Source organism: bacterium, assembly GCA_035454885.1.
Taxonomy (GTDB): Bacteria; UBA10199; UBA10199; order JACPAL01.
Genome location: DATIGE010000004.1, coordinates 1 through 26874 on the forward strand (window position 1 = coordinate 1; position 26874 = coordinate 26874).

At 62.7% G+C, this 26874-nt stretch carries 24 protein-coding genes; 13 read left to right on the top strand and 11 right to left on the bottom strand.

All coding sequences use genetic code 11. From position 1 onward, the window contains the following. Positions 1–442 (top strand): hypothetical protein (locus tag VLJ37_00655; GenBank protein ID HSA58178.1); only part of this gene is annotated, 442 nt, incomplete at its 5' end. On the opposite strand, the gene grxC is transcribed toward VLJ37_00655, so the two are convergent. After that, positions 443–727 (bottom strand): glutaredoxin 3, encoded by a 285-nt coding sequence (gene grxC, locus VLJ37_00660; GenBank protein ID HSA58179.1) that lies wholly within the window; start codon positions 725–727, stop codon positions 443–445. Positions 728–742: 15 nt separating this feature from the next. Between grxC and VLJ37_00665 the strand changes: the two genes are divergently transcribed. Together VLJ37_00665 and VLJ37_00670 are read left to right on the top strand one after the other, a co-directional pair. Beyond that, positions 743–1813 carry a DNA recombination protein RmuC gene (locus VLJ37_00665; GenBank protein HSA58180.1) on the top strand — a complete coding sequence of 357 codons (1071 nt, stop codon included), beginning with the start codon at positions 743–745 and terminating at the stop codon, positions 1811–1813. A 1-nt stretch (position 1814) separates the two neighbouring features. After that, positions 1815–2624 carry a pyruvate, water dikinase regulatory protein gene (locus tag VLJ37_00670; GenBank protein HSA58181.1) on the top strand — a complete coding sequence of 270 codons (810 nt, stop codon included), beginning with the start codon at positions 1815–1817 and terminating at the stop codon, positions 2622–2624. Positions 2625–2714: 90 nt separating this feature from the next. Here the strand turns inward: VLJ37_00670 and VLJ37_00675 are convergent, their stop codons facing one another. Further along, the gene (locus VLJ37_00675) at positions 2715–3596 is read right to left on the bottom strand and encodes an NAD(+) kinase (GenBank protein HSA58182.1); all 882 of its coding nucleotides are present in this window, start codon (positions 3594–3596) and stop codon (positions 2715–2717) included. Positions 3597–3618: 22 nt separating this feature from the next. On the opposite strand from VLJ37_00675, the gene VLJ37_00680 reads away from it, so the two are divergent. From VLJ37_00680 to VLJ37_00715, 8 genes are read left to right on the top strand one after another with little or no spacing between them, the layout of a single operon-like run. Continuing rightward, the gene (locus tag VLJ37_00680) at positions 3619–4098 is read left to right on the top strand and encodes a nicotinate-nicotinamide nucleotide adenylyltransferase (protein ID HSA58183.1); all 480 of its coding nucleotides are present in this window, start codon (positions 3619–3621) and stop codon (positions 4096–4098) included. A gap of 9 nt (positions 4099–4107) precedes the next feature. Beyond that, on the top strand, positions 4108–5184 hold the full coding sequence (gene rlmN / locus VLJ37_00685; GenBank protein ID HSA58184.1) for a 23S rRNA (adenine(2503)-C(2))-methyltransferase RlmN: 1077 nt from the start codon (positions 4108–4110) through the stop codon (positions 5182–5184). Positions 5185–5223: 39 nt separating this feature from the next. Further along, positions 5224–6084: an S-methyl-5'-thioadenosine phosphorylase gene (gene mtnP, locus VLJ37_00690; protein ID HSA58185.1), complete on the top strand. Its 861-nt coding sequence runs from the start codon at positions 5224–5226 to the stop codon at positions 6082–6084. Beyond that, complete coding sequence (locus tag VLJ37_00695) at positions 6084–6998, top strand: PfkB family carbohydrate kinase (GenBank protein HSA58186.1); 915 nt, start codon at positions 6084–6086, stop codon at positions 6996–6998. The genes mtnP and VLJ37_00695 overlap by 1 nt, the downstream gene beginning before the upstream one ends. Continuing rightward, the gene (locus VLJ37_00700; protein HSA58187.1) at positions 6999–7361 is read left to right on the top strand and encodes a helix-turn-helix transcriptional regulator; all 363 of its coding nucleotides are present in this window, start codon (positions 6999–7001) and stop codon (positions 7359–7361) included. A 10-nt stretch (positions 7362–7371) separates the two neighbouring features. Beyond that, positions 7372–8073: a DNA repair protein RecO gene (recO, locus tag VLJ37_00705; GenBank protein HSA58188.1), complete on the top strand. Its 702-nt coding sequence runs from the start codon at positions 7372–7374 to the stop codon at positions 8071–8073. Positions 8074–8082: 9 nt separating this feature from the next. Further along, positions 8083–9726, top strand: coding sequence for an AarF/UbiB family protein (locus VLJ37_00710; protein HSA58189.1), 1644 nt, complete (start codon positions 8083–8085; stop codon positions 9724–9726). Continuing rightward, the gene (locus tag VLJ37_00715) at positions 9723–10577 is read left to right on the top strand and encodes a TonB family protein (protein HSA58190.1); all 855 of its coding nucleotides are present in this window, start codon (positions 9723–9725) and stop codon (positions 10575–10577) included. The genes VLJ37_00710 and VLJ37_00715 overlap by 4 nt, the downstream gene beginning before the upstream one ends. Here the strand turns inward: VLJ37_00715 and gcvPB are convergent. The 8 genes from gcvPB to VLJ37_00755 are packed head-to-tail and all read right to left on the bottom strand — an operon-like array spanning position 10561 to position 19501. After that, positions 10561–12033, bottom strand: a complete 1473-nt coding sequence (gene gcvPB / locus VLJ37_00720) for an aminomethyl-transferring glycine dehydrogenase subunit GcvPB (protein ID HSA58191.1) — start codon at positions 12031–12033, stop codon at positions 10561–10563. The two genes, VLJ37_00715 and gcvPB, sit on opposite strands and share 17 nt — an antisense overlap. Then, positions 12030–13376 carry an aminomethyl-transferring glycine dehydrogenase subunit GcvPA gene (gene gcvPA, locus VLJ37_00725; GenBank protein ID HSA58192.1) on the bottom strand — a complete coding sequence of 449 codons (1347 nt, stop codon included), beginning with the start codon at positions 13374–13376 and terminating at the stop codon, positions 12030–12032. The genes gcvPB and gcvPA overlap by 4 nt, the downstream gene beginning before the upstream one ends. A gap of 44 nt (positions 13377–13420) precedes the next feature. After that, a complete protein-coding gene (gene gcvH, locus VLJ37_00730; GenBank protein ID HSA58193.1) occupies positions 13421–13810 on the bottom strand; it encodes a glycine cleavage system protein GcvH in 390 nt (129 codons plus the stop codon). Continuing rightward, positions 13807–14871, bottom strand: coding sequence for a glycine cleavage system aminomethyltransferase GcvT (gene gcvT, locus VLJ37_00735; protein ID HSA58194.1), 1065 nt, complete (start codon positions 14869–14871; stop codon positions 13807–13809). The genes gcvH and gcvT overlap by 4 nt, the downstream gene beginning before the upstream one ends. After that, on the bottom strand, positions 14868–15716 hold the full coding sequence (gene metF / locus VLJ37_00740) for a methylenetetrahydrofolate reductase [NAD(P)H] (protein HSA58195.1): 849 nt from the start codon (positions 15714–15716) through the stop codon (positions 14868–14870). Before metF ends, gcvT begins: the two co-directional genes overlap by 4 nt. Further along, positions 15713–16570: a bifunctional methylenetetrahydrofolate dehydrogenase/methenyltetrahydrofolate cyclohydrolase FolD gene (folD, locus tag VLJ37_00745; GenBank protein ID HSA58196.1), complete on the bottom strand. Its 858-nt coding sequence runs from the start codon at positions 16568–16570 to the stop codon at positions 15713–15715. The genes metF and folD overlap by 4 nt, the downstream gene beginning before the upstream one ends. A 39-nt stretch (positions 16571–16609) precedes the next feature. Next, a complete protein-coding gene (locus VLJ37_00750) occupies positions 16610–17524 on the bottom strand; it encodes a GGDEF domain-containing protein (GenBank protein ID HSA58197.1) in 915 nt (304 codons plus the stop codon). A 24-nt stretch (positions 17525–17548) separates the two neighbouring features. Next, positions 17549–19501 carry a serine/threonine-protein kinase gene (locus VLJ37_00755; protein HSA58198.1) on the bottom strand — a complete coding sequence of 651 codons (1953 nt, stop codon included), beginning with the start codon at positions 19499–19501 and terminating at the stop codon, positions 17549–17551. Between the two features lie 87 nt (positions 19502–19588). On the opposite strand from VLJ37_00755, the gene sctU reads away from it, so the two are divergent. Then, positions 19589–20746, top strand: coding sequence for a type III secretion system export apparatus subunit SctU (gene sctU / locus VLJ37_00760; protein ID HSA58199.1), 1158 nt, complete (start codon positions 19589–19591; stop codon positions 20744–20746). Between the two features lie 4 nt (positions 20747–20750). Here the strand turns inward: sctU and VLJ37_00765 are convergent, their stop codons facing one another. Further along, a complete protein-coding gene (locus VLJ37_00765) occupies positions 20751–22073 on the bottom strand; it encodes a hypothetical protein (GenBank protein ID HSA58200.1) in 1323 nt (440 codons plus the stop codon). A 214-nt stretch (positions 22074–22287) separates the two neighbouring features. Here VLJ37_00765 and VLJ37_00770 point away from each other — a divergent pair, with 214 nt between their 5' ends. Continuing rightward, complete coding sequence (locus VLJ37_00770; GenBank protein HSA58201.1) at positions 22288–26769, top strand: hypothetical protein; 4482 nt, start codon at positions 22288–22290, stop codon at positions 26767–26769. The last annotated feature ends 105 nt before the right edge of the window (positions 26770–26874 follow it).

A 26874-nucleotide genomic window follows, 5' to 3' on the forward strand; every position in this document is an offset into this window, starting at 1 on the left:
GTTGCCCGCGACGTTGACGCCGGGCGATGCGCCCGTCTTGACGGCGTCGGGGACGCCCGTGGTGTTGAGCGTGCCGGGTACTTTGACCGAGGCGCCCGTCGAACGGCCTACTGGAACCAGTTATATCAGCCTGGGCCATTCCTTTGGCCCAGGTCGAGATCCCAGTCCCGAAGACATGAAGGCCCTGAACGACAGAGGCCGTTTTTTGCCTGCGCTCCAGAAGTACGGCAGTACCCTGGTGGGTGCCGGGATTCCAAATTCAATGCCCCCCCCGCGGTCCACGGGTGACGGTTTCTCTCTGGCGGACTCGTCCGTGGGTTCGTGCACCGATGAAGGTGGGTCCGGAACCGACAGGCCGGAGGGCGGGGCCAGAGTGAGCCGCGCCCGCCCAGGAAAGAGGGATCTCAATCTCGGCTATATACGCTGCGGCATTCGCGGTTAGTCATTTCAACATCCCGTCCAATTTTCCTTCACGGTCAAGCGATGCGAGTTCTTCGAAGCCCCCGATCATCTCGTCCCCAATGAAAATTTGCGGCACGGTCTTCCATCCAGTGCGTTTGACCAGGGCGTCGAACTCCTCGTCATCCGAGACATCGATCTCCCGGAACCCGGCCTTCTTCGACCGGAGCAGGTCCTTGGCGGCGCGGCAGTAGGGGCAGTAGCGGGTCACATAGACGGTGACGTCCTTCATCCCGCGGAGATTGCCATTGCGCGCGCGGGGCGTCATCAATAATATCGCCCCATGACAACGGTCCTGATCGCCCTCTCAGCCGTCGTCCTTCTCCTGGGAGGGGTCCTCGTCTTCGTCCTCCTCCGTCCCCGCCAAAACACGGAGTCCTTGCTCCTCAAGCAGCAGATGGAGCACCTCAAGGAGAACATCGATTCGTCCGCCAAGCTCGTCCATCAGCAGATGTCGGACTTGAGAAAGTCCATGGAGGAGGGGAGCCGCGAGTCGACCAAGATCCTGGGCGACCGCCTGGATAATGCCGCCCGCGTGGTGGGGGAGGTCCAGAAGAGCCTCGGGCGGATGGAGACTCAGACCAAGAACATCGAAGAGGTCGGCAAGGACATTTCCCGGTTGAACGACATTTTGAAGGCCCCGAAGCTGCGCGGGGCCCTGGGCGAGCTTTTCCTGGGCGATCTGCTGGCGCAGGTCCTGCCGCGCGATCGCTACGCCATCCAACACAAGTTCAAGAACGGGCAGACGGTGGACGCCGTCATCAAGTCGTCCCAGGGGCTCATCTGCATCGATTCGAAGTTTCCCCTCGAGAATTTCTCAAAGCTCCTCCAGCTCAAGGACGAGGAGGAGAAGAAAAGCGCACGCAGGCTTTTTCTGAGCGACGTCAAGAAGCACGTCGACGCCATCGCCCAGAAGTACATCCTGCCCGACGAAGGCACCCTGGATTTCGCCATGATGTACGTGCCGGCGGAAAACGTCTACTACGAGATCATCCTCAAGAGCGACCCGGACGAGAGGGACCTCCTGATGTATGCGCAGGACAAGCGGATCTTTCCCGTCTCGCCCAACAGCTTCTACGCGTACCTGCAGACCGTCGCGATCGGCTTCAAGGGCATGCAGATGCAGGAGGGCATCCGCGCCGTTCTGGACAACATCGCGAGGCTGAAGGGCGACTTCAAAAAATTCGGGGAGGAGTTCGCCTTGGTCGGCCGGCATCTCTCGAACGCGCGGGGCAGCTACGAATCCGCCGAAAAGCGCGCGGTGCGGTTGGGGGAGAAGCTGGATTCGCTGGAATTGGAGGAAAAACAGGAGTTGCGCGTCTTGACCGGGGGTACAGGAAAGGAATCTTTGTAGGATGGCCGAACCCCGCCGCACCATCTATGCCGTTTCCGACGCCACCGGCGAGCTGGCTATCAGCGTCGCCACCGCCGCACTGCGCCAGTTCCGACAGGAGGGCGTCGCCATCCTCCGCCGCGGCAAGATCCGGACCCTCGACCGGGTGGCCCGGGTGGTGCAGGAGGCCAAGGAGGCCGGCGCCTTGATCGTCTTTACGCTCGTGTCACCGGAACTGCGGGCGGGTCTCCTCGAACAGGCGCGGGAGCTGCAGGTGCCGGCCGTCGACGTCATGGGGCCGGTCATGAGCCTGTTCGAATCCTACCTGCATTCCGTCCCCTCGGACCAGCCGGGTCTCAAGTACCGGATCACGGGCGACTACTTCCGGCGGAACGACGCCATCGAGTTCGCCGTCAAGCACGACGACGGACAGGGCCTGGAGACGATCGTCCAGGCGGACATCGTGCTGCTGGGCATCTCGCGCACGTCCAAGACCCCGCTGTCCATCTACCTGGCCTACCGGGGGTTCAAGACGGCCAACATCCCGATCATCCGCGACGTCCTGCCGCCCCGCATCTTGAAATCCGTCGACCGTCGAAAGATCGTGGGGTTGACCGTCTCACCGGAGAAACTCTCGGAGCTTCGGGGCACGCGGCTGGCCAAACTGGGTCTGCCGCGCTCGGAGACCTACGCCAACGTGGACTTCATCCGCGAGGAACTGGCGTTTGAGCATCAGGTGTTCGCGGATCTGGGGGGAGTGCCCGTCATCGACGTGACGCTCAAGGCGATCGAGGAGGTGGCGACCGAAATCCTGACGGTGTTGGGTATATAGCGAATGAAGTCCGGCTTTGCCGGACGTAATGAGCGATCGCATCGTGAAAGCCAGATGAGGGGCTCGGGGAGAGAGCGGTATCTCTCCCCGCTACCAAATGGCCTGAATCGGCTCCAGCGCGTTCCGGATCGAGACCCGCGAGGCCCTTCGGAGGCGGTAGACGATGTGCGGCCCGTCGATGAAGAGCGCCGCGTCGTCCATCATCGAAAAAATCTCGACCCGGGCGGGGGGGTTCAGGACACCCTTGAGGAGACGGTAGCGCTTTCCCGGCGGTGCATAGGGTTCCCTCACCACGTACTGGATGTCTTTCGAGCCCAAGGGCAGGGCCCGGCCGCCGGCTGATTTTGTCCCCGCGGTGGATCCGGGCGCGGGGGAGATCCAAAGGCCGGACGATTTTTGCTCTTCCTTCGCTTTTTCCACCTTGAGGACGTAGCGCGTCGTGCCTGCGGGATTCGTGTTGGCGAAAAGGACGTCGTTCAAGGCCAGCGGCCAAAAGGGCCTTCCGTCGACGGCGACCGAGACCCGGTGCAGTGTCTGCAGCCGGCAGGTGCCGTGAATATACTCGTAGAGCTTGTCGAGGAAGGTCTCGGCCGTGGCCTTGCAGTAGTAACCCACGCTGACCTTGGGCACGGAGTTGATTCCCAGCATGAGCCCCTTCTTCACGTAGTGCGAGGTCTCGAGAAAGGTCCCGTCCCCGCCGATGGTCAGGATCAGGTCATGGCGGCGGATCGGTTTGAGCTGCGTGCGGAGGCAGACGTCGTAGGCGATGCGGAGGTTCCTCAAGTGCCTCTTGACCGTCTCCAGAGCGTCCAAATGCGTGTCGTGGGTGGACTTGGACTTGAGCGTCGCGGGGTTCCGTTCGCGGAGAAGTCGCAGGTAGTTCGCGTCCTTCTCGTCCAAGGCGTGCTCCTGGTACGAACTCTTTTTGTAGACGATGAGGACCCGGCGGAGGGCGCGGCTTGTCCCTTTCATGGAATCGTTATAAGAATCCCAGATGGCGAAGTCAAAAAACATCGCGATCTTCGGCGGGACCTTCGACCCTCCCCACGCCGGGCACTACGAGATCGCGCGGCGGCTGGCCCGCCGGAAGGGCGTCGATCAAGTCTGGATTGTGCCCGTCTACCGCCACGCCTTCGGCAAGAAATCGGCACCTTTCGGGAAACGTCTCAGCGCCTGCCGCGCATTCTTCAAGGGGATCGGCCCCAAGGTGAAGGTGAAGGACTGGGAAAGGCGTTTGGGAGGGGTGAGCTACACCGTGAGGCTCCTTCGCTTCCTCCATAAAAGGCATCCGGACGCCGTCTTTCATCTCGCCGTCGGCAGCGACGCCTACCGGGAACGCCGGGCGTGGAAGGATTTTAAGGAGATCGAGCGCCTCGCGCGCCTGATCGTCTTTCCGCGCGGGCCGGGATCGGCGATCCCGAACGTCTCGAGCACCGAAATTCGCCGCTTGAAGGCGCGGCGGTCCGCCGAGTAGCATGGCCCCGTGTCCGACAAGAGAAACATCCTCGACCTTTCCAAGAAGGATCTTGAAAACTGGCTCCTCGAGCACGGGCTCAAGAAATACGCCCTGAATCAGATCCTCCAGTGGCTCTATCAGAAGCGGGCCGCCTCCTTTGAGGAGATGTCCAATATCGCCAAGGAGGCCCGCGCGGCGCTCGCGGAGCATTTCGAGATCCGGCGCCTGGAGGTCGACGCCCGGCACCATTCGCCCACGGACCTTTCCACCAAGTACCTGTTCCGTCTCAACGACGGCAATTCCGTGGAGACGGTCTTGATGCCCCAGAAAAATCGGACGACCCTTTGCATCTCGAGCCAGGTCGGATGCGCCATGGGCTGCCGGTTCTGCAGGACGTCGGAGATGAAACTCGTCCGAAACCTCACGCAAGGGGAGATTCTGGGGCAGATCCTGGGCGTCCAGGGTGAGCTGCCGCCGGGCGAGAAGATTACCAATATCGTGATGATGGGCATGGGCGAGCCCTTCCACAACTACGACACGGTGATCGACGCCCTTCAGCTCATGACGGATGACTTTGCCCTGGGCCTGTCGCAGAGGAAGATCACGGTGTCCACCGTGGGCCTGGCGCCCGAGATCGTCCGGTTCGGGAAGGATTCCGGGGCCAAGCTGGCGCTTTCTCTCAACGCGACGACGGAGGAGGGACGCGCCGCCCTCATGCCGGTGACGAAGCGGTATTCGCTCGAGGAGGTCATTGAGGCCTGCCGGACCTACGCGTTCGGCAGCAAGCACAAGGTGACCTTCGAATACGTGATGATGGCGGGGGTGAACGACACGATCGAGGACGCCAAGCGCATCGCCAAGATCGGGGCCCGCGTGCCGTGCAAGATCAACCTGATCCCCTACAACGAATACCCCGGCTCGCCGTTCAAGCGTCCCAGCGAGGAGAACATCCGCGCGTTCTTCAAGCATCTCGCCGACAAGCACTTCCAGGTGAACATCCGCTACTCGAAGGGCCTCGACGTCCTGGCGGCTTGCGGGCAGTTGGCGACGGACCGATTGACTTTCAATGAGAAGCCGCTACAAATCTCGGCCCAACACACCTGACGGTGTGCGATTCAGAATTGATTTTTTGAGGTGTTCATCGTGAATTCATCACTGATCGGCGTGATCGGAGGCAGTGGTCTCTACGAGATGGAAGGTCTGAAGGTGTTGGAGGAGAAGCGCCTTGAGACCCCCTTCGGTGAGCCTTCGGACGCCTACATCGTCGGCGAGTTGGAGGGGAGGAAGGTCGTTTTTCTTCCCCGCCACGGCCGCGGACACCGCATTTCGCCTTCCGAGCTCAATTTCCGCGCCAACATCTGGGGCCTGAAGAAGCTGGGCGTGGACGCCATCCTCGCCGTCTCCGCCGTCGGCAGCATGAAGAAGGAGATCGAGCCGGGCCACATGGTGGTCATCGACCAGTTCTTCGACCGGACGAAGGGGCGTGTTTCCACCTTCTTCTCGGAGGGCGTCGTCGCGCACGTGGCCTTCGCCGACCCGGTTTGCTCCGAAATCCGCAAGGTCCTCATTGCGTCGGGCAAACAAACCGGCGCCACCGTTCACGAGAAGGGGACCTACCTGTGCATGGAGGGCCCACAGTTCTCGACGCGTGCGGAATCCCGCATCTACCGTCAATGGGGCGTGGACGTCATCGGCATGACGAATCTCCAGGAAGCCAAGCTCGCGCGCGAGGCGGAGATCTGCTACGCGACGCTGGCCCTCTCGACGGATTACGATTGCTGGCACGAGGGCCACGACGACGTGACGATCGATATGGTGATCGCGACGCTGACGAAGAACGTTGAGACGGCCAAGAAGATCATCCGGCGGTCGGTCACCGCCATCGGCGCCGAGCGTTCCTGCGGATGCCGGACGGCGATGAAGAACGCGATCCTGACCGACCGGAAAATGATCCCGTCGGAAGCAAAGAAGCGTTTGGAAGTCATCGCGGGGAAATATTTTTAATGTCCATTCTCGTCATCGGCAGCGTCGCCTTCGATCACGTCAAAACCCCCTTCGGCGAGGCGCCCGAGGCCTTGGGCGGTTCCGCGATCCACTTCTCGGCCGCCGCGAGCCTGCTTGCGAAACTGCGTCTGGTCGGCGTGGTGGGCGAGGACTTTCCTCAGGCTCGGATCGAATTCTTGAAAAATCGCGGCGTGGATCTTGCGGGCCTGGAGATCGCCAAGGGAAAGACGTTCCGGTGGAAGGGGGAGTACGGATTCGACCTCAACGTGGCCAAGACGCTGGACACCCAGTTGAACGTCTTCGCCGACTTCGCCCCGAAGATTCCCGAATCGTGGAAAGACGCCGACGTCGTGTTTTTGGGAAACATCCATCCGGCCCTTCAGTCCCGGGTGCTCGACCAGGTCCGAAAGAAGCGCCTGACCGCCCTGGACACGATGAATTTCTGGATCGAGGGCGAGCCCGAGGCCTTGAAGAGGGTGATCGCGCGGGTGGACCTGGTGATCATCAACGAGGGCGAGGCCCGGCAGCTGACGAAGGAGGCCTCCTTGGTGGCGGCCGCCCGAAAGATCCGCTCCTTGGGCCCGAAGGTCGTGGTGATCAAAAGAGGGGAGTATGGCTCCCTCCTGTTCCACGGCGAGGACGTCTTTTCCGCGCCCGGCCTGCCCTTGGAGACGGTCAAGGATCCCACGGGGGCGGGCGACAGTTTCGCCGGCGGTTTTTTGGGTTTCATCGCCTCGCGCGGGGACCTTTCCGCCGGAACGCTCCGGCAGGGCGTCATCATGGGGAGCGCGATGGCCTCGTTCAACGTGGAGGACTTCAGCTGCCGCAGGCTCGAGACGCTCACCCTCCCGGAGATCAACCGGCGCCTGGAGGAGTTCAAGCGCTTGGCGCACTTTGAGGAGATCCGCATCTAAATGGAAACCCTCGGACAATTCCTGAAACGGGAGCGCGAGTTCCGCGGCATCACGATCGACCGGTTGGCCAGCATGACGCGGATCAACTCCGGCGTCCTGAAGAAGATTGAAGGGGACGATCTCCGCCCCCCGCTTCAGCCCGTCTACATCAAGAGCTTTCTCAAGTCCTATGCCGGCTCGATCGGCCTGGACCCGCGGGACGTCCTCATGAAGTACGAAGGCCAGGCGGCCACCGACAGGCCGCCGGCGCCCGTGCCGGTCGAGAGCGAGCCCTCGAAAGGCGGGTTCCCCTGGTTCGGTCTTGTCGCGGCCGTTGCAGTCACCGCCTCGATCGCGCTGGCGGTCTTTCTCGTAAAAAGATAGTCTCGCTCCCATGAGTTTTTTGAACCGCCGGGGGCGGGAGATGGAGTCCGAGGCCCTGGTCTTGCGTTCCAAGACGTCGGGTGAGAACGATCTTTGGGTCGACTTTCTCACACCCGCCCTGGGGCGTCTCCACGGCATCGCGCGGCATGGGCGCAAGAGCCACAAGCGATTCGGAACGGTCTTGGAATCCATGAACTGGGTCCGGGTCCGCGGGCGCGATGCGGGAGGGTGGGTCTCCCTGGAAGAAGCGGCGCTCGTGAAGCCCTGGCTCCGGCTGGACGCGCACCTCCCCCTCCTGATGGCCGCCTTTCACGCGATCGAGCTCGTCCGCCAGCTCGTTCCGGAAAGGAGCCCGGATGCCCGCGTCTTCGATCTCCTCGCCGGATGCCTGGCCGACCTGGACCGAGCGACCCCGGACGGCGCGGCGGCGACGGTCGCGCGGTTTGAATTCCGGATCCTGGAAGCGAGCGGCTACGCCCCCAACCTCCGGGCATGCCTTTCCTGCGGACGCCCGAGGACGAAAGAGGGGCGCTTTTTCTTCGTCTTCCGGGAGGGCGGGGTCTATTGCGCCGGCTGCCTTCCGTTGGGGACCCCGTTCGAACCGCTCTCCAGGGCGGCTTGGCCCGCCATTCTCGCCCAATTCGTGGAGTACCAGCTGGGTAAACCCCTCAAGACCCGTAAGCTTTTGACGGACAAGGCTTTTTGTGGCTAACTAGCGGAAATGTCGCGCAAACTTCGCTTTCTCAAGGCCTACCGGAGCGTCTTCACCGTTCTCTGTTCCTATCTGTTGCTCGGCTTTCAAAAAAAGATCCTCGGCGAAGGATGGGCCCGGGAGCGGGCGCCGGCCGTCCACCGGAGGAACGCCCGCCGGATCGAGCGGACGATCCTGGAGCTCAAGGGGCTCTTCATCAAGGTGGGTCAGATGCTCTCCATCATGAGCAATTTTCTGCCGGAGGACCTGACGCAGGGGTTGGAGGGGCTCCAAGATTCCGTGCCGCCGCATCCGTACGAGGCGATCGAAAAGAGATTTCAGGAGGAGTTTCAAAAATCCCCGCGGGAGCTCTACGCCCGTTTCGAGGAGACGCCCATCGCCTCGGCCTCGCTCGGCCAGGTGCACGTCGCCTACCTGCAGGACGGCACCAAGGTGGCGGTGAAGGTGCAGTATCCGGAGATCGACGAGGTCGTCCGGAGCGACCTCAAGACGCTCCGGCGTATCTTCTGGCTTCTGCACCTCTTCTTTCCCGCGTACGGCCTCAAGAACGTTTACGGGGAGATCGCGGAGGTGATCCTGCGGGAGCTCGATTACTCCTACGAGGGCAAGAACCTCGAGCTGCTCAAGAAGAATTTTGAAGGCGAGAAGGACTTTCTCTTCCCGGACGTGTTCTGGGACCGGTCGAGCGCCAAGATCCTCACGCTGCGCTTCATGGAGGGGGCGAAGATCTCCGCCGTCGACGAGTTGAAAAAGCAGGGTATCGACGCGGGCGTCGTCGCGCGCCGGATCATCCACGCCTACTGCAAGCAGATCTTCATCGACGGGATCTATCACGCCGACCCTCACCCCGGGAACTTGCTCGTCCAAGCGGCGGAAGGGGGTTTCAAGATCGTCCTCGTCGATTTTGGGGCGACGGCGCGGATCTCCGACCGCATGCGCCACGGGATCACGCTCTTCGCGGAGGGAGTCATCAAGCGGGACACGCGCGTTCTCGCCAACGCCATGCGGGAGATGGGTTTCATCGCGCGGCCGGACAGCTTCGAGCCGTTCGAGCACCTGGTCGATTATTTTTACGAAAAGCTTTCGAACATCAAGATCGAGAACTTCCGTCAGCTCGACCTCTCGCAGCTCAGCCACCTGGAAGACCTTCTGGAACTGCGCAAGATCAAGATCAGCTTCCGCGACCTGATGACGTCCTTTCACGTCCCCAAGGACTGGATCCTCCTGGAGCGCACCCTGATTCTGATCATGGGGCTGTGCGCGATCCTGGACCCCAAGCTCAATCCCATCGAGATCGTGTTGCCCTACGTCGAAAAGTTCGTCCTCAAGGACAAGACCCTGAGCGAGGTCGCGATCGCCATCTCCAAGCAGCTTCTGCTATCCTATATCCAGCTTCCGGGTGAGATCCAAAAGACGCTCCGCCGCCTCAACGACGGGACGCTGAAGCTCCAGATCAAGGGGCAGGAGGATCATACGCGGCGGCTTTACGTCCTGGGGCATCAGATCCTGTATGCGGGCCTGGGGGTTGCGGGCCTGTTCCTGTCGGTCCACTGGAGGCAGGCGGGGTTCGTGGACGACTCAAACTACGCGCTTTACGGGTCCATCTTTTTCGGGGCCGTCTTGGGGATATCGTTCTTGAGAAACCGCGCATGAAGCGTAGCGACCGGATCATTTTTGCCGTTCTCGTCTCGATCCTCCTGCACTTCTTTCTCCTGGGGATGGCGGCTTACTTTTCCCTCATTCTGCCGCCTGGAACGTCCGAACCCGTCGCTGAAAAGCCGGTGGAGGTGATCCTTGTCGAGGACCGGCCGTATCAGATCGCGGACATCTCCCCGCCGGAGAAGGAAGAAAGGCCCGACGATGCCAAGTTCCTGGGCCTTTACGACTCGAAGGTCGCTCAGGAGACGGTATCGACCGACTCGGGACCCTCCGCCCACGCCGCCGGCAAGAAGGTCTCTCACAAGGAGGCGACCGAAAAACTGGAAAAAAATCCCGAGAAGGCCAAGGCGCCCAAGATGGCGGGGCCCGGAAAAGAGGGGTACACGATCGCGGCGATCCCAAAGCCGTCATCCCCCAAGGAGTCGGCGCCGGATTCGGCGTCGGGTTCCAACGGCGAGGATCTCTTCGAAGGCCTGTCGGAGGATTTTTTCCCGAACTACAAGGTGGGGGATAAGACCTACCTGAACGTCCTCAAGTATCCGAAGATCGGTTACTTCGTCCGCATGAAGAAAGTCTTCCGCACGACGTTCAATCCCATCCCGTCGATCCGCCAGTCGTTCCTGCAGATCCAAAAGGGCCAGGTAGAGGTCGTGCTCGGGGTCACCGTCGACAAATCGGGGAAGCTTGCGGATCTCATGATCCTGCGATCCTCCGGACTGCAGGCGTACGACCAGGAGGCCCTGCGGACCATCCGCGACTCCGCGCCCTTCGCCAAGCCTCCCGCGGAGCTCCTGAACGCCCCGGACGCCCTCCGGATGGCGTGGACGTTTACCGTTTATTTGTGAAATCGAAACGCAGCTTGAGCTCGCGGGCCGCCTTCGCCTCGTCGAGGCGGCGGAGCTTGGTCTGGTACGGGGCTTTCCTTAGGAGTTCGGGGTCTTTCTTGGCTTCCTCCGCGATCGCGATCATCGCGTCGCAGAAACGGTCCAGCGTCTCCTTGGACTCCGTCTCCGTCGGCTCGATCATGATCGCGCCGAAGACCACCAGCGGAAAGTAAATGGTCGGCGGCGCGAAGCCGTAATCCATGAGGCGCTTGGCCACGTCGATGGTCGTGACTCCGTTCTCCTTCTGGAACTTGTCGGAAAAGACCACTTCGTGCATCTGGCCGGTCTCGAAGGGCAGGTGGTAGCTGTCTTTCAGTCGCGCGCGGACGTAGTTCGCGTTCAGCACCGCGAGCTCCGTGACCCGCTTCAAACCCTCGGGACCCATCTCCCGGATGTAGGTGTAGGCGCGTACGAGCATGCCGAAGTTGCCGAAGAACGACTTCACGCGGCCAACGGACTGCGGGCGGTTGTGCTCGACCGCGAACCCGTTCTCCTTTTGGACGACGCGGGGGACGGGCAGGTAGGGCTCCAGGGTCTTCTTGACGGCAACCGGGCCCGCACCGGGGCCGCCGCCGCCGTGGGGCGTCGTGAACGTCTTGTGCAGGTTGATGTGGAGGACGTCGATGCCGGCGTCCCCGGGCCGCGCCTTGGAGAGGAGGGCGTTCATGTTCGCGCCGTCGCCGTAGACGAGTCCCCCCTTGGAATGGACGATGTCGCAGATGTCGCGGATCTCGGTTTCGTAGAGGCCGAGCGTGTTCGGGTTCGTGATCATCAGACCCGCCACGTCCTCGTTCATCTCCTGGGCGATGACGGAGGCGAGCGTCCGCCCCTCGCGGCCGGTCTTGACGGGAACCGCCTCGTAGCCGACCATCGACGCCGTCGCCGGGTTCGTGCCGTGCGCGGAATCGGGGATCAGGATCTTCCTGCGGGGATTTCCCGTGGCCGTCTGGAAGGCCCGGATCAGCAGGATGCCCGTCAGCTCGCCGTGGGCCCCGGCCGCGGGCTGCAAGGTGACCGCGTCCATGCCGGAGATCTCCGCCAGGTAGCGTTCCAGGGCGTGCATGAGGGCGAGACACCCCTGCACCGTCTCGTCGGGCTGGTAGGGGTGTACGTGCGCGAAGCCGGTGTAACGCGCGACCTCCTCGTTGACCCTCGGATTGTGCTTCATCGTGCAGGAGCCCAGGGGGTAAAAATTGGTGTCGATCGAGAAGTTCCACTGGGAGAGCCGCGTGAAATGGCGGACGACGTCGGGTTCGGAGAGCTCCGGAAGACGCGGGTCGTTCAGACGCCGCAAGGCTTCGGGTGGTTCACGGCGGGGTTTGGTTGAGGAGGGCAGCGAGAAGCCCTGTCTTCCCTCGCGCGAGATCTCGAAGAGCAGCGGTTCCTGGAATTGAAAACCCCGCCCGCCCGTGCTCACGGCAGCCTCCGCAAGGCCGCGACGAAGCGGTCGATCTGCTCGTCCGTGTTCATTTCGGTCGCGCAGACCAAGAACCCCTCGGCGAGCTCGGGGTACCAGCGCCAGAGCGGGATGCCGGCCAGGATCTTGTCGTCGACGAGCTTGGCCACCACATCGGTCGGCTTCTGACGGGGAAGAACGACGAACTCGTTGAACGTCGTGCCCGAGAAGGCGATTCGCAGACCGGGGAGCGCGGCCAGCCGTTCCTTCAAGTCTTGGGAACGGTCGAAATTCATCCGGGCCAGCTCTTTGAAGCCCTGCTTGCCCCAGAGCGCCAGCGTGATGGTTGCGGCGAGCGCGCAGAGGGCGACGTTGGTGCAGATGTTGGACGTGGCCTTCTCGCGCCGGATGTGTTGCTCGCGCGTGGCGAGCGTGAGCACGAAACCGCGTTGGCCTTCCGCGTCCACCGTCTCGCCCACGAGCCGCCCGGGCATCGAACGGACGTACTCCTTCCGGCAGGCGAAGACGCCCAGTCCGGGTCCGCCGAAGGACATGGCGTTGCCGAAGGACTGGCCCTCGGCGACGGCGATGTCGGCCCCCATCTCGCCGGGAGACCGGAAGATTCCGAGCGCCAAAGGTTCCGGCGTGGAGGTGATGAGCAAAGCGCCCGCCGCGTGGGCCGCTTCGGCGACGTCCGAGAGGTCCTCGACGACGCCGAAGAAATTCGGGTAGCCGGCGACGACGCAGGCGGTCTCGCGGTCGAGGGCCTTTTTCAGCGCGGGGCGATCCAACGCGCCTTCGGGCGTGAAAGGGATCTCCTCGACGGAGACGCCTTCGTTCTTCAGGTAGGTCAGGATGACCTGGCGGTATTCCGGATGCAGGCTGCGCGCTACGAGGGCCTTCCGCCGCTTCTTGACGGCGACGGCCAAGCGGATCGCCTCCGCGGAGGCCGTCGAGCCGTCGTACTGCGACGCGTTGGCGACCTCCAATCCCAGGATCTCCGCCATCATCGTCTGGTACTCGAATATGGCCTGCAGGGTTCCCTGGGAGACCTCCGGCTGGTAGGGCGTATAGGCCGTAAGAAACTCGCCGCGAGAAATCAGATAGGAGACCGAACTCGGGATGTAATGCGAGTAGCAACCGCCGCCCAAAAACAGGCTCCACTCCTCGCCGTGGGCGTTCCTCCGGCTCAGGTCGCGCAGATGGTTCCTGAGGTGGATCTCGGACAGGGCGGGCGGGATGTCGAGAGGCCGCTTGAAAACAAGGGAATCGGGGACCGAGGAGAAAAGGCCGTTGACGTCAGCGACGCCGATCGTCTTCAGCATTTCCCGGATTTCTTGGTCGGTGTGGGGGAGGTAGCGCATGGACCGTGTAAGGGCGAACACGAGGTTCGCCCCTACGGGGGAACCTATTCCGACTCTTCCTTGATATAAGCTTCGTAATCCTTCGCGGACATGAGCTCGCCCAGTTCCTTGGGGTCCGAGATCTCGATCTTCACGAGCCAACCTTCGACGTACGGGTCTTCATTCACGATCTCGGGGCTGTCGACGACGGGGTCGTTCACTTCGACGATCTTTCCGGACAGCGGGGCGTAGATGTCGTTGACCGACTTGACGGATTCGATGACGCCGAAGGCGTCGTCCTTTTCAAACTCCTCGCCTTCGTCCGGAAGCTCAACGAAGACGACTTCGCCCAATTGGTCCTGCGCGAAATCGCTGACGCCGATGGTGGCGATGTTGCCGCTGACCCGGACCCACTCGTGCTCTTTGGAGTATTTGAGATCTTCGGGAAAATTCATTTTTTTCTCTTAAAAAACGGCATCGAGACGACTTCTGCGTGCCTCGTCTTATTATGAATGTCAATCCCTAACTTGGTGCCGGGAGCTGCAAAATCGGGCGGGACGAAGCCCGTGGCGATGGCGCGGTCCAGAAAGGGGGCTTTGGTCCCGCTCGTCACAATCCCGATCTTGTTTCCACCGTGATAAATGTCATTTCCTTGCCGAGCGATGCCCGGTTCCCGCATCTCGATGCCGACGAGTCTCTTGCGGACGGGCGTGGAGCTCAACGTATCGCGTCCGATAAAATCGCCTTTCTCCATTTTGACAATCCAGCCGAGTCCCGCCTCGTAAGGCGTCGTTTGATCGTCGATCTCGTGGCCGTAGAGGGGGAGGGCGGCTTCCAGGCGCAGCGTATCGCGCGCGCCCAGGCCGCAGGGGACGGCGCCGGCCTCGGCCAGAGGCGTCCAGATTTTCTCGGCATGGTTCCAAGGCGCATAGATCTCAAAACCGTCCTCGCCGGTGTAGCCTGTGCGGGAGATCAGGACGGGCATGCCGGCGATCCGGGATTCCAGGAAGGTGAAGGCGCGCTGGGGGAGGAGGACGTCGCGAAAGGCCTTTGCCATGACGCTCGCCGCCTCCGGCCCCTGCGCCGCGATCAGTGCCCATTGATCGCCGACGTTCTTGACGCTCGCCGACGTCCTCGCCTGCCGGAGCGTCCACTCAAAATCCTTGTCGGCATTGGAGGCGTTCACGCAGATAAGAAACCGGTCATCCGCGAGACGGTTGACGATCACGTCGTCGACGAACGTTCCGCGTTCCGTCAGGAACGCCGAGTATTGGGATTGTCCGGGCTTGAGATGTGAAGCGTCGTTGCAGGTGACCTTTTGAACGAAGGCGAGCGCGCCGGCGCCCGAGATTTCGATCTCGCCCATGTGGCTCACGTCGAAGATCCCGCACCTCGTCCGCACGGCCATGTGCTCTTCCCGGACGCCCGCGTACTGCACGGGCATGTCCCATCCGGCGAAGTCGACCATGCGCGCGCCGAGCTTTCGGTGGACGGCGTTCAAGGGGGTCGTTTTCATAGGGAGCGGATCACCTCGGTGACGCTTTCCGCCTTGTTCAGGGCATAGAAATGGATTCCGGGAACGCCTCGGGCCTTCAGTTCCCGGCATTGGGCGATCGCGTGTTCCACTCCCACTCGCCGCATCGCCTCCGGATCGCCTCCTGATCTCTGGAGCTTGTCGCGAAGGGATGGGGGCAGCGAGGCCCCGCACATCTTCGTGATCTTCTCGATCTGCTTCAAGTTCAGGATCGGCATGATGCCCGGGACGATGGGGACGGCGATCCCGATCTTCCGGGCGCGGTTCACGAAGTCGAAATAATCGCGGTTGTCGAAGAAGAGCTGGGTCAGGACGACGTCCGCGCCGGCCTCGACCTTCCTCTTGAGGTTCCGAAGGTCGGTTTCCTTGTCCGGGGCCTCGACGTGGCCCTCGGGATAGCCCGCGACCGCGATGCTGAATCCGTCGATCTCCTTCAAATAAGAGACGAGCTCGTTCGCGTACAAGAAATCGCTCGCGGGCCGCTCGCCGCCTTGCGGGGCGTCTCCGCGGAGGGCGACCACCAGGTCGATGCCTTCCTGCTTGAGGCGGTGGACGTAGGCGCGGACGGACTCGCGGTCGGCGCCCACGCAGGTGAAATGAAAGGCGGTGACGAGCCCCGTCTCGTGCCGGACCCGAAGGGCCAGGTCCCGCGTGAGATCTCGCGTCGTGCCCATGGCCCCGTAGGTGACGGACACGAAGGCGGGGTCGAAGACGGCGAGCTTCTTCAGGGCCGCGATCAGATTCACGACGCCGGTCTCGTCCTTGGGAGGAAAGACCTCGAAGGAATACTTGAACCGGCCGCTGCCGTAGAAGTCGGAGAACCTCACGGCTTCGCCGCTTCCTTGGCAGCCTGCAAGGTATTCCAGAGCAGCATGGTGATGGTCATGGGACCGACGCCGCCCGGGACGGGCGTGATCCAGGCCGCGCGTTCGCGGGCCTTGGCGAACTCGACGTCCCCGCAGAGCTTGCCGTCGGGGCCTCGGTTCATGCCGACGTCGAGGACGATGGCGCCCTCCTTGATCCAGTCGCCCTTGATGAAATTGGCCTGGCCGATCGCCGCCACGACGATGTCGGCGCGGCGGACCTTCTCCGGCAGTTCTTTCGTCTTGGAATGGGCGATGGTGACGGTCGCGTGCCTCTGCATGAGAAGGATCGCGACGGGTTTTCCGACAATGTTCGAACGCCCGACGACGATGGCGTCCTTGCCGGCCACGTCCGCGCCGATCGACTCCAGCATCTTCATGCAGCCCAGGGGCGTGCAGGGGACGACGCTGTGCCTGCCGATCAGGAGGTTCCCCATGTTGACGGGATGAAAGCCGTCGGCGTCCTTTTCCGGCGCGATCGCCTCCAGGACCTTTTGGGTGTCGATCTGCTTGGGCAAGGGAAGCTGGACCAGGATGCCGTGTATCTTCGCATCGCGATTCAACCGGCCGATCAGCGTCAGGAGCTCGTCTTGGGGGATCGAAGCGGGGAGGTTGATCTGTTCGGCGTACATGCCCGCCTTTTGGCAGGCCGTCTCCTTGTTGCGCACGTACACCTTCGAGGCCTCGTTGTCGCCGACCAAGACGACGGCCAGTCCCGGCACGAACCCGCGCTCCCGCCGCAGGCGGGCGGCCTCCTGGGCGATCTGCGCCTGCATGGTTTCGGCGAGTTTCTTGCCGTCGATGAGTTGGGCGGGCATGACGAGAGGCTTTAACTTTGGAGGGATCGGACTGTCAAACTAACTTGCACTCACGCGGTTCCGCCCGCCGTTCTTGGACTTATAAAGGAGGGAATCGGCCAGCTTCAGCATCGTTTCCCAGTTGGCGAAGTTCTGGCCCACGAGGGAGGCGACGCCGATGCTGATGGTGATCCTGATCTTCTTTTCCTCAAAGTCAAAATCGCTCTCTTCGATCAACCGGCGCAGGCGCTCGGCCAGCGTGAAGGCCCCCTCGGCGTCGGTCGCCTTGAGGATCACCACGAACTCCTCACCTCCGTATCGGGCGAGCACGTCCTCGTTCCGGATGATCGTCTTCGTAAGGGCCGCGATCCGCGCCAGGACGAAGTCGCCGGCGGGGTGGCCGTGGGTGTCGTTGACGTTCTTGAAGTGGTCGATGTCGAACATGACGAGCGAGAGGGGGACCTTGTTCCTAAAACAGTAGCTGAACTCTTCTTGGATGCGCTCCTCGAAGTACCTTTTGTTGTAGGCCCCGGTCAGGGCGTCGACGACCGCCATCTTGTACAGCTCTTTATGGAAGATGTTCTCGATCTTGTCCTGCTGGTCGAACTTGAGGATGGTGGACGAGGAGATCTGGATCTTGTCGCCCTCGCGGAGCTCGGCCTCCGTGACGCGCTTTCCGTTCAGAAACGTCCCGTTGGTGCTGCCCAGGTCCTTGAGGACCGCCTGGCCCTTGTGAAAGAGGATCTCGCAGTGCTTGCGGCTGATCCCCAGGTCGTTGATGGGGATGTCGACCTCGCCCACGCGGCCCAGGACGATCGTCCCTTCCTCCAGTAGGTGCATCTTGCCCATGAGGGGGCCGGACAGGAAGATGATGTAGAAGTGCTTGTCCTTCTCCTTGTCCCCGTCGATCGACGTGATGATGGTCTTTTCGGGATTGGGTTCCGTTTCCTCGGGGGCGGGGGCATCCGGTTGCATTGGATGAAAGTATATCCGAAGTCGTTATTCCGGTAAAGGTTCGTCCGGGAGCTTCTTCTTGAGCGGGACGTTGAGTACCTCGCTCTTGCCGCCGAAAATCTTGGCCGATCCCCTCCATATTTCATAGCCGTCCAGGGTCAGGACGATCTCGTGGAGCGAATCGGGGGACAGATCGGGGAGGGCGAGGGGCGTCCGGCCCACGGGTTTCCCGTTGACGGTCGCCTCCGCGCCGGGCGGGAGGGAATTGATCTCGAGAGAGCCGACGTTGAGGGCGAGCGTGGGTTTGACCTGCGCCTTTTGACCGGCGGCGACGGAGACGTCGCCCTCCCAGAAGCGGTGACGGTCCAGGGTGAGGCCGATCTTCTTTGTCCCCGGCTTGAGCTCGTCGAAAACGTACGGCGTGACCCGGCCCGTGTCGATGTCGTTCAAGAAGATCCGCGCGCCCTGCGGCGAGGAGTCGACGGCGATCGAAGACAAACCGGCGGATACCGGGATCTGAGGCGGCGGCGGTGGAAGGGTCTTCGACTTGGGAGGCACGGGAGGTGCGGGGGCCAAGGGTGCCGCGGGGGCTACGGGTTTTGCCGGGACCGGTTCCGGCTTTTTGGCCGCCTCCTGACGCCCTTTGAGAAACGCGTTCTTCTTGGCGATCTTTTCGAGCATCGAGCGGTCGGTCTTGGGACCGAAGACCCGCTCCCTGAGGATCGGCGCGTAGCGCACGCCGGCCCAAGCGGCGAGGAGGATGAGGAGCGCGGAGCCCAAGCCGAGACCGATCCAAAGCGGACGGACGATCGGGCGGCGGATCCGCACCGGGACGTCGGAGAGTCCGATCGAGGACGAGTCGGTTCGCTGCGTGCCCTCCACCTCGAAGACCTCGGCCTCCCGGTGCTTTTGGCGGATGACCTCGCTGTCCGCGCCGACGGTATCCTCCTTGGACGACCAATCGCCGCCCGGCGGTTTGAGCCGGAGGCCCTCGGCCTCGTGGGGCACCAGCGGCGTGTTCTCCCGGGTCGGTTTTTCGGGAGGGGAGATCTCTGGAAAGAGAGACGGCAGGTAGGAGACCAGCTCGCGCGGCGAGAAATCGGGAAAATGGACGACGAGGAATTTCGTCAGGTCTTGAAGGAGATCGTGCGCCGACTGGTAACGCTTGTTCCTGTCCTTTTGGAGGGCCTTGAGGACGATCCGGTCGAGCGATTTGGGGATCGCGGAACGGATGCCGGACGGAGCCGGCACTTTCGCCTTCTTGACGCGCTTGACCGTCTCCATGTTCGTCTTGCCCTTGAAAAGGCGCGTGCCCGTCAGGAGCTCGAAGAGGATGACGCCCAGGGAGAAGATGTCCGTTCTGTGGTCGAGCTTCAAGCCTTCGGCGTGCTCGGGCGACATGTACGCGAACTTCCCCTTGAGGACGCCCGAATCCGTGGTCGAGACCTTCGTCTTGGCCTTGGCGATGCCGAAGTCGATGATCTTGATGGTGCCCGCGGTGGAGAGGATGGCGTTCTGCGGACTGATGTCGCGATGGACGATATGGAGGAGGTTGCCCTCGTCGTCCGTCTTCCGGTGCATGTAGTCGAGGGCGGAGGCGATCTCCCGGCAAACGTAGGCGGCGTAGGCCACCGGCATCAGCTTGCCCTGCGTTTTTAGCCTCTTCATGATCTGGGAGAGGGTTTTTCCCTCCACGTACTCCATGACGATGAAGTAGTCGTCGGCGACCTTCCCCAGGTCGTAGATCTGCGCGATGTTGCCGTGCGAGAGCATGACGGCGATCTTCGCCTCGTCGACCAGCATCTCCACGAACTCCGGGCTCGCGGCGATGTGGGGAAGGATGCGCTTGATGACGACGGGACGCTCGAGGCCCTGGGCGTCCAGCGCCCGGCCCCTGAAGATCTCAGCCATCCCCCCTTGGGCGATCTTTTCCAAGAGCTGGTACTGCCCGAAGGAGCCGGACGGAGAGTCCTCGGCGGATGCGGTTTCGGGAGACACGATGGAGGAAGGGTATCAAAAAGTTGCCGGATTTCAAAGGCTTATGATATTGTAGACTCGAGGTCCGGCGGGAGCCGATAATAAACCATGCCCGATTCGTCCCAGGAAAAAACCGAACAGCCCACCCCCAAGCGCCTCCGCGAGGCCCGCAAGAAGGGCCAGGTCTTCAAGAGCAAGGACTTCGAGGCGGTGGCGGTCTTCATCGGGGTGTTCGTCGGCATCGCCTTCACGCACAACTACATTTATTCGGAACTCTCCAAGCTCATGGAGGAGACCTTCCGGACCGTCGGGAGCCAGACGCTCGATTCGGGCGAAATCTTCCGCCTCGGCAAGCTCTCGTTCTTAGCCTTGATCAAGACCACGGGACCGATCGTCGTCATCGCGATGCTCATGGCGGCGGTCGTCGGTTACCTTCAGGTCGGGTCCGTGTTCTCGATGGAGCCCTTGAAGCCCCAGATGAAGAAGCTGAACGCGATCGAAAACCTCAAGAACATGTTCAAGCCCAAGATGTTCTTCGAGCTGGTCAAGAACATCTTCAAGCTGGCCGTCATCTTCATGATCGCGTATTCGGTCTTGAAGGGCATGCTCGAGCCGTTCCTGATGACCGTCACCGCCCCCATCGAGGGCACCTCCACGCTCGGCGGCATGATCCTCACCAAGTTCTTTATCCGCTTCCTGATCGTCTTCCTGCTCGTCGCCTGCATCGACATCGTCCTGCAGCGCAAGGAGTACATCAAGAACCTCAAGATGACCAAGGAGGAGGTCAAGCGCGAGTACAAGGAGGACGAAGGCGATCCGATGATCAAGGGCGCGAGGCGCCAATTGCACATGGAGATGGCGATGGGCGGCGGAACGCCCGCCAAGGTGAAGAACGCGGACGCCGTGGTGACCAATCCGACCCACATCGCGATCGCCATCCAATACGACAAGGCCAACATGGTGGCCCCGCAGGTGGTGGCCAAGGGCCAGCGCCTTTACGCGGAATACATCAAGGACTTGGCGAAGCAGTATGACGTGCCGATCATCCGGAACGTCCCGCTCGCTTGGTCCCTCTTGGAGTTGGAGATCGACGACGAGATCCCCGAACAGCTCTACGTGGCGGTCGCCGAGATTCTGACCTTCGTCTATAAGCTGAGAGAGGAGAGGGAGAAGGGGCGCGTGCGCGCGGAGGCCGAGAAGAGGCCCCCGTCTCAGCCCCAACCCCAGCCGACCCCGAAGTCCCTGCCGAGAAGCCCGTTCGTTTAGCGTCCTAGAGCGTGGGATCCCTATAGTTCCAGACGGAGAGGAATCTTTCGAAGAGACGATAAATGTCGCGCCGGGCGAGATCCGCGGACGTTCCATCGCCCAAGTCCTTGAAGATCTCCGGGATGTCTTGCACCATCGCCCCTTCCAAGGAGGCCAACAATTCCTCCCGATTCAAGATAGGGGCCTCCGGGACGCGTTCCCGCCACTCCAGATAGCGGACCGCCATCGGGAGGACCAGGTCCACGGTGAGACGCGCCCGCGTCCGGGCGCGCTCCCTCCGGCCGGTCCCGGTGAGGTCCTGGGCGATTTCCGTTGCCAGGTCCTGCGTGATCTCCTCCCGGTGCCGCTCCAATCGCCTGAATATCCGGCGGTGCTTGTCGAGCTCCAGACGGATCCGGGCGATGGACGATTGGTCGCGGGTCCGGTGGAGTGAAAGTTCAACGGACTGGTCGCGAGGCTCGAAGTCGATCCGGCCATAACTCTCCCGGGGGTTCCCCAAAAAGAGGCGTGCCCGGTTCTCGCCCGCGTCCGTTTCCCCGAAACCGCTCTCCGACCCCGAGAGGAAGAACGCGACCGGTACGGACCCGACGATCGTCCGGACCCCGGACGCGAAGAGGACATCCACGGCGAGGTCGACGTTCCGGTCGTCGCCGGCGGCGCCCGCGAGGGTCAGGGCGCCGTAGGGGAGGAGTTCGGCGGGTTCAAGCGCGACGTAGGACCTGGCGGCGAAGCTGGAGTAGTAATGACGGCATGGGTTCAGCCGGGCCAAACGGCGCAGGTCCCAGAGCTCGCCGGGAACGGATTCGCGCGGGCGCCCGAAGGCGACGCGCGTGACCTTTTGGACCCGGGGTTTGGAGACCTCGACGGTCCTCGCCGGCTCGGGCCAAAGGAGCTGATGGCGCCATTCTTCGAAATAGGCCAGGGCCCGGGGAGGCGGGCGGTCGAGCGATACGGCGGTGCCCCGCTGGTGGGGAAATTCGCGGGACATGATCGTGTCCACGGTCGGACCCGCCAGGGCGCGGCCGAAGACGACAATCCGGAGAGGGACCTCCGTGCCGATCCGCCGCTCCATGGCGACGGCCTCGCCCTGCAAGAGATGCTTCAGGCTCGGACGCAGCGTGGGCTCCACCTTGGCGGCGATCTCGGAGCGGCGCTCCATGTCGAGGCCGGTCAGGACCCGCGGACCATCAAAGGCGAGTTGGTCGGCCAGGCCCCCTTCACCGCAGAGGGTCAGGACGCGGGAGACGTCGTCCAGCGAATAGGTGGCGAAGCGGCTCCAAAGGGGCCCCAATCGGTCGGCGGCGATGAGCCAGCGTTCGAAGATCACGGAAAAAACTCCTGGAAGAGTTATCCGCCGGACGGGGGAAAAGTTTCGAAACATTAGCCGCCCGGCGAAATCCCTAATGTTTCCCAGTCGCAACAGATCGAGGGATGGGGTTCCTAGGGGACGGCGGGGCGTCTTCTAAAGACAATTCATTTCAATAGGTTACGCCCCATTCTTGTGGCCGGTCCTGGCATCCGCGTTGCAATTTGCCCCACTCATGGCCCAAAGCCCCGCGTTCAAGGCCGGAGTCTTCTCCAACGACGCCACCCATTGGGCGACCGACTGGTTGACCCGCCAGGGCGTGCGCAAGGCCCAGATCGACGGGGCCCTCCCGGACCAGATCGGGGAGAACCCGGGTTGCGCCGGTGTGGCCCAGGCCAACGGCGTCCTCGAGACCGAGGAAGTCTTCGCCGTCGCCTTCTCACCGGTCTACCTCGGAAAATTCAACGCCGCCGCCCGCGGCCAGCGGACCAGCCCCTTCGCCAAGATCGATCCCGGCTTCGACCTCTCCTGGCTCCAGTTGGGCGGCGGACAGGGCGGTTTCGACGTCGAGGTGAACACCAAGCTCGGCTGGATCGATAAGCTCGCCGGCCCGGCCGATCGGGACGGCTCCCTGGAGAATCTCGCGGAAGCGATCCGGCGGAAAAACGCAGGCTACATTTATTCCACCAGGGCCTATGAGTTGGCGGACCGCGCCTTGAGGACCACCGAATTCGGTCTCCTCCCCCTGGAAGACCAGATCGCCCTGGTCGACGACTTCGTCATCCACCAGACCTATCAGACCTTCCAGGAGGACGAGCAGAGGGAGGCCTTCCGGTCCAACATGATGCGCGCGGTGATTGAGCACCACCACGGCGTCACCACCAACCAGGCCGTCTCCCTGTTCGTCCAGATCCGCGGCCGGGAATACGAGCTCAAGGGCCAGGACCAGAAGGCGGCGGAGCTCTATGACCTCGCCTCCAAGATGGACCCGAACAACCGGACCGCGCTGGCGAAGCTGGGCGTCCTCGAGGCGCGGAGGGGACGGCGGAGCGGAAGGACCGATGTGGCCGACCGTGGCTTCGAACGCCTGAAGGCCGCCTATGAGGCGGGGATCAGGGACGACGATGTCCTGACGGCCCTGGCCGAAGAGCACGCCCAACGCGGGGATTTCCGCGCGGCGGTCGATTTCGCCATGGAACGGCGCGGTCGGGAGCACAAGCGGGATGCCACCTCCGAGGAGATCGCCTGGGACTTGAAGATCTGCGAGTGGGCCCGGAAGGACAATAACCTGCTCCTCATCGACGACCTCATGCGGGCCCGATCGGGCGGAACGGCGTACATCAAGGACGCCGAACGCCAGCAGGTGATTCTCTCCTTGAACGACCCGCAGGCCTGGATCGCTGCGGCGGAGGCGGCCTGGAAACGGGGCGATTACGAGGCGGCCTACGCCTCCTTCACCACCGGATCCGGTCGTTGCTGGAACGAGTACCGCGTCAACGCAAACGGCGGCCTGTCCAAGGTGTCCAGGGCCAATCCCGACCGGCAGCTCTGGGCGACGTTCCGCGGCCGGATCGACGAGTTACAGAAGGATCGGGCCTCGCTGCCCGCGACCCTCCAGACCCGCTACGACGCGCTCGTGGTCCTCTCCGAGACGCAACCGATCACGGGCGATTTCTCGGAGACCGAGGCCCGGCTCGCCCTGTACGAAGAGGCCATGGTTTCCCTCGAAATGCTCGAGGTTCTCGAGAAGCAGGATCCCGCCAAGACGGATCTGACGGCCGCGTTCAAGCCCGTTCTCAAAAGCGTCTATCTGGGGGGGGCTGACGCGACATCGGTGACCGCCGCCCTCGACAAGCTGGAGGCCGACCTGTTGAAGGACCCGGATGTCCCCGCGATGTGGGTCAAGTCGCAGATTCAAACGGCCCGCCTGCGGATCCAGAAGGGGCCTTTCTCCGAAACCGACGCCGCGGCCGTCGTTCAGGACCTCGCGGGAGGACTGAATCAAGCCCTCGGCGCCGGGATCCGGCGGGCGGACGTCAGGGACGAGATCGCCCAGGCCCGCGTGAAGATCGCGTCCGGCGCCCTTCATGGCGACCGCAAAATGTACGAGGAAGGGGTGGCGGCCTTGGAGGAACTCCAGCGTTACAAGTCGCTGGAGGTCCGTAAGGAGGCGGTCTTCCAGAAGGCCTTGTCCTATTACTATTCCAATACCCGTTTCATTTTCGAATCGGATCTGACCGGCAAGACGGACCATGTCTTTTCCGACGGGGAGGCGCGGCCGAAGGATGTCGAGGAGCTCGCCATCCTTCAGACGATCAAGAGGCTGGAGAAGGAGAATCCCGAGCTCGCCGACTACGGCAAGACCCTCCTGGCCAACCTGAGGTCTTCGGCCACGCGAAAGGGTTATCGGATCGACACCCAAGGCTACACGAGTTTCCTGATGTATGATCCCGCCAAGGACGGTCCCATGGTCGACGGCTACACCGAGGGCCGGATCGCCGGCTCCGGCGTGAGGAACACGAACGACGCCCTCGAACGGATCTACGGCAATGAGGAGATGATGGAGGCCTTCTTCTCCGAGGTGGATGGGACCCGCGAGAAGGAGTCGCTGAAGGACAACCCCGCCTACCAGAAGCGTCTCGACCTGGAGAATGGCCTTCAGGCCCTGCCCTCCTACAGCGTTTTCCTCAAAGCCTTTGAAATGGCGCGCACGAAGGGCGGGGAGGGGCTGACCGCCGACGACCTCCAGGGGGGACGCGATTTCCTCCTGGAACGGGGGCGGGTCTTGAAGACGTACCTGGAGGAGCGGCGCGACTGGGTCGGGGAAGGCATGGGAAGCGAACCGGCCGCCATGGCGTATCACGACAACGAGATGGAGATCGAGGCCCTCTCACGGGACATGGCCTGGCTTGAGTCCGCGGAAATTCCGTACGTCGAAGAAGGCGTCTGCACCCCGGACACGGCCGTCTTCCTGGAGAGGATGGAGGCCGTCTCGGCGAAATTCGCGGTCTATGAAGACTCGCACGTCCGCCATCTTCTCGAGCACGAAATGAACACAGTCGACAACCTGCCCTCCGACAAGAACAACCGCTTCGCCGACCTCCAAGCGGTCCGCGACGAGTTCTCCAATCTGCAGCCCCTCCAAGGCCCCTACGGGGACGAGCCCGCCGACCCGGAGACGATGCGCCTCCTCATCAAGTCGATCGACGGGCGGATCAAGGCCGCCCGCGGGCTGGCGCAAAAGGTCGACGACGTGGCCTTCGCCCGCGCCGTCGACATGAGGCTGCTCAACCTGGCCTCCATGGAAAGCACCTCCGACACGGCCGGGAGCATCGCCTACAACTGGATCACCGTCGGCGGCCTCCTGGACCCGGCGGACGGGGATTGGAAGGAGAATCACGGCTACGACCGGATGAAGGCCCAGTACAACGAGGTGAAGCGCCTCTGGGCCTTGGGGGATCGGGCGGGGGCGAGGAAACTCTACATGGCCTTGGGCAGCGCGCGTTTGAACGACGATCTCGCGGACGACTACAAGTGGTCGGGGCGGCTGAATACCCTGGTCACCGTGGAGGCCGTCATTCTGGCGGCGATGACGGCCGGCGCGGCCTCCGAATTCGTCGCGCCCCTGGCGGAGGCCGCGTTCTCGGAGGGCGTCGCGGCCAACGTGGTGACGTTCACCAACGCCGTCGTGTTCTCCGCCTCCAACGGGATCTATCACGGTCTCCTGACCGACGGCCTCTCCGGGGCCTGGAAGGGCGTGAAGCACATCGGGAGCTTGAGCTTCGTGGAGGAGGCTGTGATCACGTTCGGGATGTTCAAGTTCCTGGGCATGGCCGACGGCCTCTTCGAGGCTACCCTCGGGAAATACCTGGGGGAGACGGGGAGGGCGGTCGGCTCTTTCATGACCGAAGGCGCCGCCTTCCAGGCCTGGGACTTCCTGCAGACCAATTACCAGATGATCAAGAACGGCCATTGGGATCCCTTGAAGGCGGCCAAACACGCCTTCAACGTGACCTCCTTGGACAGCGGCTTCGGCGGCGGGTTCCTCTTCCTGATCGCCCTGAAGGCCGGCGGGACCTTGAGCGCCCCCTTGGCCCGCCCGATGAACGAGGCGGCCCGGAACCTGGCCTACAAGACCCTCGGGATCGACGTCATGGAACGGGAGCTTCAGGTCGGCTTGGAGCGCAATCTCAAGGCGATGGACGAATATTTCTCCAAGGGCAGGGGAAACCTGAATGACCTCTTGAAGCAGCAGGAGGACCTCCTCCTGAAGCAGAAGGAGTCTTTGGAGAAACTCCCGGAAGAGGTCCGCAACAACGACCTGCTCTCGGTGAACGGCAAGATGCTCGAAAACGTCCGCCAGTTCCGGGATGCCTACGAGAAGTCGGTCCTCGAAAAAATCCGCCAGAGCGGGGGCTCCGCCTTCGGCGTGAAGGTGATCAAGGGAGGGGTCCTTCAATACGACGCCGGAAAGGGCATCGAATTCGCGACGGCCTTGGCCCAAGACCCGAGCGTGCTGAGGGTGAGGGTCGCCAAAAACGGCCTGGTGGTCGCCGACTTCATCGATCCCCTGGGCCGGCCGGCCCGCGTCCGGTTCGTCCCGATCAAGGCGACCCCCGAGCGGCTGAACGCGATGCGGGCGCTCCTCCCGGAGCCGGCGGGAGACGCCTGGGCCGAAGACACGGCGGTCACCGACCTGGCCGCCAAGAGGCAATAGAGTTTGTATCCCTCCGGAAACAAGGTGCGGGGCCCGCTACCCCCTCCGCGTCTGTCTCCCGGGGTTAACATTTAAAACCTCATCATAACGGTGGCTTACGAGCCA

Coding starts and splice junctions, on each gene's coding strand:
- VLJ37_00695 (HSA58186.1), top strand. CDS start 6,084: ATGTCCATTCTCGTCATCGGCAGCGTCGCCTTCGATCACGTCAAAACC.
- gcvT (HSA58194.1), bottom strand. CDS start 14,871: ATGAAAACGACCCCCTTGAACGCCGTCCACCGAAAGCTCGGCGCGCGC.
- VLJ37_00770 (HSA58201.1), top strand. CDS start 22,288: ATGGCCCAAAGCCCCGCGTTCAAGGCCGGAGTCTTCTCCAACGACGCC.
- VLJ37_00700 (HSA58187.1), top strand. CDS start 6,999: ATGGAAACCCTCGGACAATTCCTGAAACGGGAGCGCGAGTTCCGCGGC.
- sctU (HSA58199.1), top strand. CDS start 19,589: ATGCCCGATTCGTCCCAGGAAAAAACCGAACAGCCCACCCCCAAGCGC.
- VLJ37_00750 (HSA58197.1), bottom strand. CDS start 17,524: ATGCAACCGGATGCCCCCGCCCCCGAGGAAACGGAACCCAATCCCGAA.
- VLJ37_00665 (HSA58180.1), top strand. CDS start 743: ATGACAACGGTCCTGATCGCCCTCTCAGCCGTCGTCCTTCTCCTGGGA.
- grxC (HSA58179.1), bottom strand. CDS start 727: ATGACGCCCCGCGCGCGCAATGGCAATCTCCGCGGGATGAAGGACGTC.
- VLJ37_00675 (HSA58182.1), bottom strand. CDS start 3,596: ATGAAAGGGACAAGCCGCGCCCTCCGCCGGGTCCTCATCGTCTACAAA.
- VLJ37_00670 (HSA58181.1), top strand. CDS start 1,815: ATGGCCGAACCCCGCCGCACCATCTATGCCGTTTCCGACGCCACCGGC.
- gcvH (HSA58193.1), bottom strand. CDS start 13,810: ATGAATTTTCCCGAAGATCTCAAATACTCCAAAGAGCACGAGTGGGTC.
- gcvPA (HSA58192.1), bottom strand. CDS start 13,376: ATGCGCTACCTCCCCCACACCGACCAAGAAATCCGGGAAATGCTGAAG.
- recO (HSA58188.1), top strand. CDS start 7,372: ATGAGTTTTTTGAACCGCCGGGGGCGGGAGATGGAGTCCGAGGCCCTG.
- VLJ37_00680 (HSA58183.1), top strand. CDS start 3,619: ATGGCGAAGTCAAAAAACATCGCGATCTTCGGCGGGACCTTCGACCCT.
- VLJ37_00710 (HSA58189.1), top strand. CDS start 8,083: ATGTCGCGCAAACTTCGCTTTCTCAAGGCCTACCGGAGCGTCTTCACC.
- folD (HSA58196.1), bottom strand. CDS start 16,570: ATGCCCGCCCAACTCATCGACGGCAAGAAACTCGCCGAAACCATGCAG.
- VLJ37_00715 (HSA58190.1), top strand. CDS start 9,723: ATGAAGCGTAGCGACCGGATCATTTTTGCCGTTCTCGTCTCGATCCTC.